Source organism: Pseudomonas sp. (genome assembly GCF_035277045.1).
Lineage (GTDB): Bacteria > Pseudomonadota > Gammaproteobacteria > Pseudomonadales > Pseudomonadaceae > Aquipseudomonas.
Genome location: NZ_DATELE010000117.1, coordinates 1 through 5,813 on the forward strand (window position 1 = coordinate 1; position 5,813 = coordinate 5,813).

General features: G+C 65.9%; 7 protein-coding genes, 1 pseudogene and 1 riboswitch. Of the genes and pseudogenes, 6 read left to right on the forward strand and 2 right to left on the reverse strand.

Features of this window, described 5'->3' with window-relative positions; all coding sequences use genetic code 11:
• The 3 genes and pseudogenes from glcE to VJS90_RS05185 all read left to right on the forward strand — a co-directional run.
• A pseudogene (gene glcE, locus VJS90_RS05175) lies at positions 1-213 on the forward strand (glycolate oxidase subunit GlcE); the annotation flags it as partial.
• Positions 214-221: 8 nt separating this feature from the next.
• Entirely contained in the window at positions 222-1,439 is a 1,218-nt protein-coding gene (glcF, locus tag VJS90_RS05180) for a glycolate oxidase subunit GlcF (RefSeq protein ID WP_324119703.1), read from the forward strand.
• A 33-nt stretch (positions 1,440-1,472) separates the two neighbouring features.
• The gene (locus VJS90_RS05185) at positions 1,473-1,880 is read left to right on the forward strand and encodes a heme-binding protein (protein WP_324119705.1); all 408 of its coding nucleotides are present in this window, start codon (positions 1,473-1,475) and stop codon (positions 1,878-1,880) included.
• Between the two features lie 164 nt (positions 1,881-2,044).
• Here the strand turns inward: VJS90_RS05185 and VJS90_RS05190 are convergent, their stop codons facing one another.
• Together VJS90_RS05190 and VJS90_RS05195 are read right to left on the reverse strand one after the other, a co-directional pair.
• Positions 2,045-2,482 (reverse strand): DUF1810 domain-containing protein, encoded by a 438-nt coding sequence (locus tag VJS90_RS05190; RefSeq protein ID WP_324119707.1) that lies wholly within the window; start codon positions 2,480-2,482, stop codon positions 2,045-2,047.
• On the reverse strand, positions 2,479-2,739 hold the full coding sequence (locus VJS90_RS05195) for a hypothetical protein (RefSeq protein WP_324119709.1): 261 nt from the start codon (positions 2,737-2,739) through the stop codon (positions 2,479-2,481). The genes VJS90_RS05190 and VJS90_RS05195 overlap by 4 nt, the downstream gene beginning before the upstream one ends.
• Before the next feature lie 189 nt (positions 2,740-2,928).
• On the opposite strand from VJS90_RS05195, the gene VJS90_RS05200 reads away from it, so the two are divergent.
• The 3 genes from VJS90_RS05200 to tenA all read left to right on the forward strand — a co-directional run bounded on the left by VJS90_RS05200 (position 2,929) and on the right by tenA (position 5,643).
• Positions 2,929-3,975 carry a class I SAM-dependent methyltransferase gene (locus tag VJS90_RS05200; RefSeq protein ID WP_324119711.1) on the forward strand — a complete coding sequence of 349 codons (1,047 nt, stop codon included), beginning with the start codon at positions 2,929-2,931 and terminating at the stop codon, positions 3,973-3,975.
• Between the two features lie 165 nt (positions 3,976-4,140).
• A riboswitch (TPP riboswitch) is annotated at positions 4,141-4,256 on the forward strand.
• A gap of 79 nt (positions 4,257-4,335) precedes the next feature.
• On the forward strand, positions 4,336-4,983 hold the full coding sequence (locus VJS90_RS05205; RefSeq protein WP_324119713.1) for a TenA family protein: 648 nt from the start codon (positions 4,336-4,338) through the stop codon (positions 4,981-4,983).
• A 3-nt stretch (positions 4,984-4,986) separates the two neighbouring features.
• Complete coding sequence (gene tenA / locus VJS90_RS05210) at positions 4,987-5,643, forward strand: thiaminase II (protein ID WP_324119715.1); 657 nt, start codon at positions 4,987-4,989, stop codon at positions 5,641-5,643.
• Positions 5,644-5,813 lie beyond the last annotated feature (170 nt).

The following is a 5,813-nucleotide window of genomic DNA, read 5'->3' on the forward strand; positions in this document are numbered from 1 at the left end:
GCTGGCGCCCAGCGCTGGCTGAAAAGCGATGCCCCGGCAGAGCAGGTCCGCGCCCTGGCCAGCCGCGCGGGCGGCCATGCCACGCGCTATGGCGACGATGACAGCCCGTTCCACCCGCTGCCCGCGCTGCTGATGCGCTACCACTGCCAGCTAAAGGCACAACTGGACCCGCAGGGCATCTTCAACCCGGGGCGGATGTACGCAGACTTCTGAGGCCGACCATGCAAACCCACCTGAGTGACCAGGCCCGCGCGCTGCCGCGTGGCGAAGAAGCCGAAACCATCCTGCGCACCTGCGTGCACTGTGGTTTCTGCAATGCCACATGCCCTACCTACCAGCTGCTGGGCGACGAGCTCGATGGCCCGCGCGGGCGTATCTATCTGATGAAACAGGTGATGGAAGGGCACACGCCGACTGCCAGTACCCTCGAGCACCTGGACCGCTGCCTGACCTGCCGCAATTGTGAAACCACCTGCCCCTCCGGGGTGCAGTACCACAACCTGCTGGACATCGGCCGCGAGGTGGTCGAGCAGCAGGTGCCGCGCTCGCTGGGCGATCGGCTCCTGCGCGCCGGGGTGCGCGCGGTGGTCCCGCATGCCGGGCTGTTCAAGGCCTTGGTCGGCACTGGAAGCCTGTTGCATCCGGTGTTGCCAGGGTTTCTCAAGGCCAAGCTTCCGCGCCAGGTGCATCCGGCCGGCATGCGCCCGGCGCTGCGTCACGCACGGCGCGTGCTGATGCTCGAAGGCTGCGTGCAGCCCGGACTGTCGCCCAACACCAATGCCGCCGCGGCGCGAGTGCTGGACCGCCTGGCGATCAGCGTGGTGCCGGCGCGGCAGGCGGGCTGCTGCGGGGCGGTGGACTATCACCTCAATGCCCAGGACGCAGGGCTGGAGAGGGCCCGGCACAACATCGACGCGTGGTGGCCGGCCATCGAGGCCGGTGCCGAGGCGATCGTGCAGACCGCCAGCGGCTGCGGCGCGTTCATCAAGGACTACGGTCACCTGCTCGAGCACGATCCGCGCTACGCGGACAAGGCCAGGCGCGTCAGCGAACTGGCCAAGGACCTGGTGCAAGTGCTGCGTGACCTACCGCTGGAGCAGCTTGGCGTGCAGGCCGAGCTGAGCGTGGCGTTCCATTGCCCCTGCACCTTGCAACACGCGCAAAAGCTGGGCGGAGCGGTGGAGTCGGTGCTCGCGCGGCTGGGCTTCCACCTGAGCGCCGTGCCGGATGCGCACCTGTGCTGTGGTTCTGCCGGGACCTACTCGCTGACCCAGCCGGCGTTGTCACGCTCGCTGCGCGACAACAAGCTCAACGCGCTGGAGAGCGGTCGTCCACAGGTCATCGCCACCGCCAACATAGGCTGCCAGGCCCACCTGGACGGTGCCGGACGCACCCCGGTCAGGCACTGGATAGAACTGGTTGACCAGGCCATGGGGTGAGCGCCTATCCTGTCGTTTTACCGAGGAGTCGCCATGATCACCAAATCCGTACTCAGCTTGAACGATGCCCTGCAGATCCTCCATGCGGCCCGTGCCCAGGCCCATGCCAACCAGTGGAACGTGGCGATTGCCGTGGTCGACGACGGGGGTCATCCGCTGGCCCTGGAGCGTCTGGACGGCTGCGCGCCGATCGGTGCCTACATCGCCACCGAAAAGGCCCGCACCGCGGCGCTCGGCCGTCGTGAAACCAAGGGATACGAAGACATGGTCAACGGTGGACGCAGTGCCTTCCTGTCGGCACCACTGCTGACATCGCTGGAAGGTGGAGTGCCGGTGGTGGTCGACGGTCAGGTGGTGGGTGCGGTAGGGGTGTCCGGCGTCAAGCCTGACCAGGATGCACTGGTCGCCCATGCAGGGGCCAGCGCGTTGACCACCGGCTAAGGCATCAACCAGAGGACTTGTACCTGTGGGAGCGGCCTTGTGCCGCGATCGGCCGCGCAGCGGTCGTAAATCCGCGAACGCCGATTCCCTGACACGCCTCGGCCGCTGATCTTGCGGCCCCTTCGGGCCCGATCGCGGCACAAGGCCGCTCCCACATGGGGGCGCTACTGCTGGCGCTGGATACGTGCCAGGGTTCTATCGTCCGGCTTGCCATCGAAGAACTGATCGAGCGCTTGCTGAAATACCGATCCTTCAGGTTCGATACTGGCAAACAGCGTCAATGAAGACCGCAGCTTGAGATCATCCGGGTGCCCCAGGATCTGCAAAGCGCTCTTGTCCGTGTGCAGCAGCAGGGCGCCCACGCTCTCCCGCAGCCGTGGCCCCAGCAGCGCATGCTGCAGGTATGCCCGCGCCTCGGCCACACCGGAGATGGCATAACGCTCGGCCATCACGCTGTGACCCAGGCCCTCGATCTGCGGGAACACGAACCACATCCAGTGGCTGCGCTTGGACCCGGCGCGCAGCTCCTGCATCACCTGCTCGAATACACGTGCCTGTGCTTCGACAAAGCGCTGCAGGTCAAACGGGTCGGCGCGGGTCATGACCCTGCCCGAGACTGGGTAATCCTGTCCAGCCGCAGCTCGATGCGGTACTTGGTCGCCAGGCGGCGTTCCTTCAGCCGATGCAGGTCGTCATCGGTGAAGTTGCCCGCAGAGATCGATTCAGCCGCCAGCACCTGGTTGTCGATGTCCACGTATTCGTCGAGCAGGCGATCGAGTTCAGGGTCTTTCTGCCGGCGCTGCTGGACGATTTCGCGGGGATAATGCAGATCCTGGTAAAGATCATGTGACACAGGCATGTCGCTCTCCTTGAGACGCTGTTGAATACACCTGTTTAGAGCGAAAACCGGCCCGGCTGTTGGCATAAACGCCTGACGTCTCGACAGACGGTCACGACAGCGGGACGCGACGTTTGTCCACCGCACCACACGCGCGTTGCCCTGGAGACTACACTTATTGTCCCTTCATCCTGTGCAGGAGGGCATGACATGGACGAAGCCAAGCTTCACGAATTCATGGGCAGACTGGTGACCGACATGGGCGCCGCGGCCATCCTGGCCAACGTCATCCTCGGTGATGAACTGGGTCTCTACAAAGCCATGGCCGACAGCCAGCCGGTCACCCCCGAGGCGCTGGCCGACAAGACTGGCTGCCACCCGCGGCTGGTCCGCGAGTGGCTCAGCGCCCAGGCGGCGTCTGGCTACATGGAACACCGCGACGGTACCTTCGTGCTGCCCGAGGAGCAGGCACTGGCACTGGCGGTGGAAGACTCCCCGGTATACAGCGCCGGCGGCGCGATGGTGATCGCCTCGCTGTTCCACGACAAGGACAAGCTGGTGGCCGCCATGCGCGGCGACGGCGGCCTGGCCTGGGGCGACCATCACCCTTGCATGTTCAGCGGTACCGAGCGTTTCTTCCGGCCCGGCTACAAGACGTTCCTGGTGGCCGACTGGCTGCCCGCGCTCGAAGGCGTGGTCGACAAGCTCAAGGCCGGCGGCAAGGTGGCCGACATCGGCTGCGGGCATGGTGCCTCGACCATCGTCATGGCCCAGGCGTTTCCCGCTTCACGGTTTGTCGGTTTCGACTATCACGCCCCGTCCATCACCACCGCCAGCGATCGGGCGAGAGAGGGCGGTGTCACCGAGCAGGTCCGTTTCGAGGTGGGCACCGCCAAGGACTATCCCGGCACCGACTACGACCTGGTGTGCTACTTCGATTGCCTGCACGACATGGGCGACCCGGTCGGCGCCGCCCGTCACGCCTACCAGTCGTTGAAGCCCGACGGCACGGTGCTGCTGGTAGAGCCCTATGCCGAGGACACGCTTGACGACAACATCAACCCGGTCGGGCGGCTGTTCTATGCAGCCTCGACGTTTATCTGCACGCCTAATTCCCTGTCCCAGGAGGTCGGCCTCGGGCTTGGGGCGCAGGCTGGGGAGTCGCGCTTGCGCGATGTATTCACCCAGGCTGGGTTCAGTCACTTCCGGCGTGCTGCCGAGACGCCTTTCAACCTGATACTGGAGGCGCGCAAGTAGAGATTGATGGGGCTGCAGGTGCTTGTGGTGGACATCGCGGGTGTGCGCTTGGGGCCCTGAGGAAGCGGGCTTGACGAGGCGCCGGACCGCCCGCGATGCGCCGCCCGCGCGGCGCCGCCATCCCTGCCAGCCTGATGACAGCCACTGCGGCCTCCTGTATACATGACCCCCACCAAGGGGAGTCCGGCAACGGGCTGAGAAACCGCTGGCCCTGCGCAGCGCGGTGACCCTTCGAACCTGATCCGGATCATGCCGGCGAAGGGATGGGATAGCCAACCTGCCTTCTTTGCCGGTCTCATTGCGAGGCCGCTCCATGCCAGATTCCCACGGTCTCGCTGACACCTTCCAGAGGGCAGCACCATGACCGAACGCTTCACCGAAACCCTGCGCCGCCAGAGCGAGCCAGCCTGGACTGCGGCTGTCGAGCATCGCTTCGTCAGCGAACTGTTCGAGGGCCGAGTACCGGACGCCGTGATGGTCCGTTACCTGGTGCAGGACCATCGCTTTCTCGACAGCTTCCTGACCTTGCTCGGCGCCGCCATCGCCACCGCGGACACCTTCGAGGCGCGCCTGCGCCTGGGGCGCTTCGCCGGGATGATCTCAGGCGAGGAGAACACCTATTTCCTGCGTGCATTCGAAGCGCTGGGCGTCAGCCTTGCGGATCGTGAGCAGCCGAAGGACACGCAGCCTACCGCCGGCTTCAAGTCGATCATGCGCGAGGCAGCGGCCAGCCGCTCGTACGCGGCAGCACTGGCGGTGCTCAACGTCGCCGAGTGGCTGTACCTGGACTGGGCAGTCAGGGCGCCACGGCCGTTGCCGGACAACTTTGTCCATGCCGAGTGGATCACTCTTCACGACAACCCCGCGTTCCGAGATTTCGTAGGCTTCCTGCGCGCTGAACTGGACCGGGTCGGACCGAAGGACGCCGCGGTCACCACCGATTTCTTCCTGCGCACCGTGGCGCTGGAGCATGCCTTCTTCGACGCTGTCTACGAAGGGGAGGCCTGACCCATGGATATCTTCGACCGCCTCAAGGCCGCCTCCCGGCCGCAGTGGGCCAGCTACGTCAACCACGCCTTCGTGCGCCAGATGAGCGATGGCACCCTCGCCGAGGACGCCTTCCGGACCTATCTGGTGCAGGACTACCTGTTCCTCGTCCAGTTCGCCCGCGCCTGGGCCCTGGCCGCCTACAAGAGCCGCCGCCCGAGCGACATCCGCGCTGCCCAGGCAGGGCTCGCGGCGATTCTCGACGAAACCGACCTGCACCTGCGCCTGTGCGCTCGCTGGGGCCTGTCGCAGGCCGACATCGAAGCCGCCCCCGAGCACCAGGCCACCGTTGCCTACACCCGCTATGTGCTGGACTGCGGCGCCGCCGGTGACCTGCTGGACCTGCATGTCGCGCTCGCCCCGTGCGTGATCGGCTACGCCGAGATCGGCCGCCAGCTGTCGACCGGCATCGACCTCGCCCAGCACCCGTTCCGCGAGTGGATCGGCGAGTACGCCGGTGACGGCTACCAGGCCGTGGCCAACGCGGCACGCCAGCACCTGGACGAGCTCGCCGCCCGCAGCATGACCGAGCAGCGGTTCGTCGAACTCGCCGGGATCTTCGCCCAGGCCTCGAAGCTGGAAGCAGATTTCTGGCAGATGGGGCTGGAGGGGCAGGGCTGAGCTGATGCAATGCAAGATGGCAAGATTGCAAGTTCCATAGGCTTGCCAGCAATGAGATCTTCGTGACACAGCAACTCAACACCCTGTGGGAGCGGGCTTGTCCCGCGATCGGGCCCGCAGGGCCCGTAACCTGATTCCGCGATGCGTCAGACAGGCCGGGTAGCAGCCTC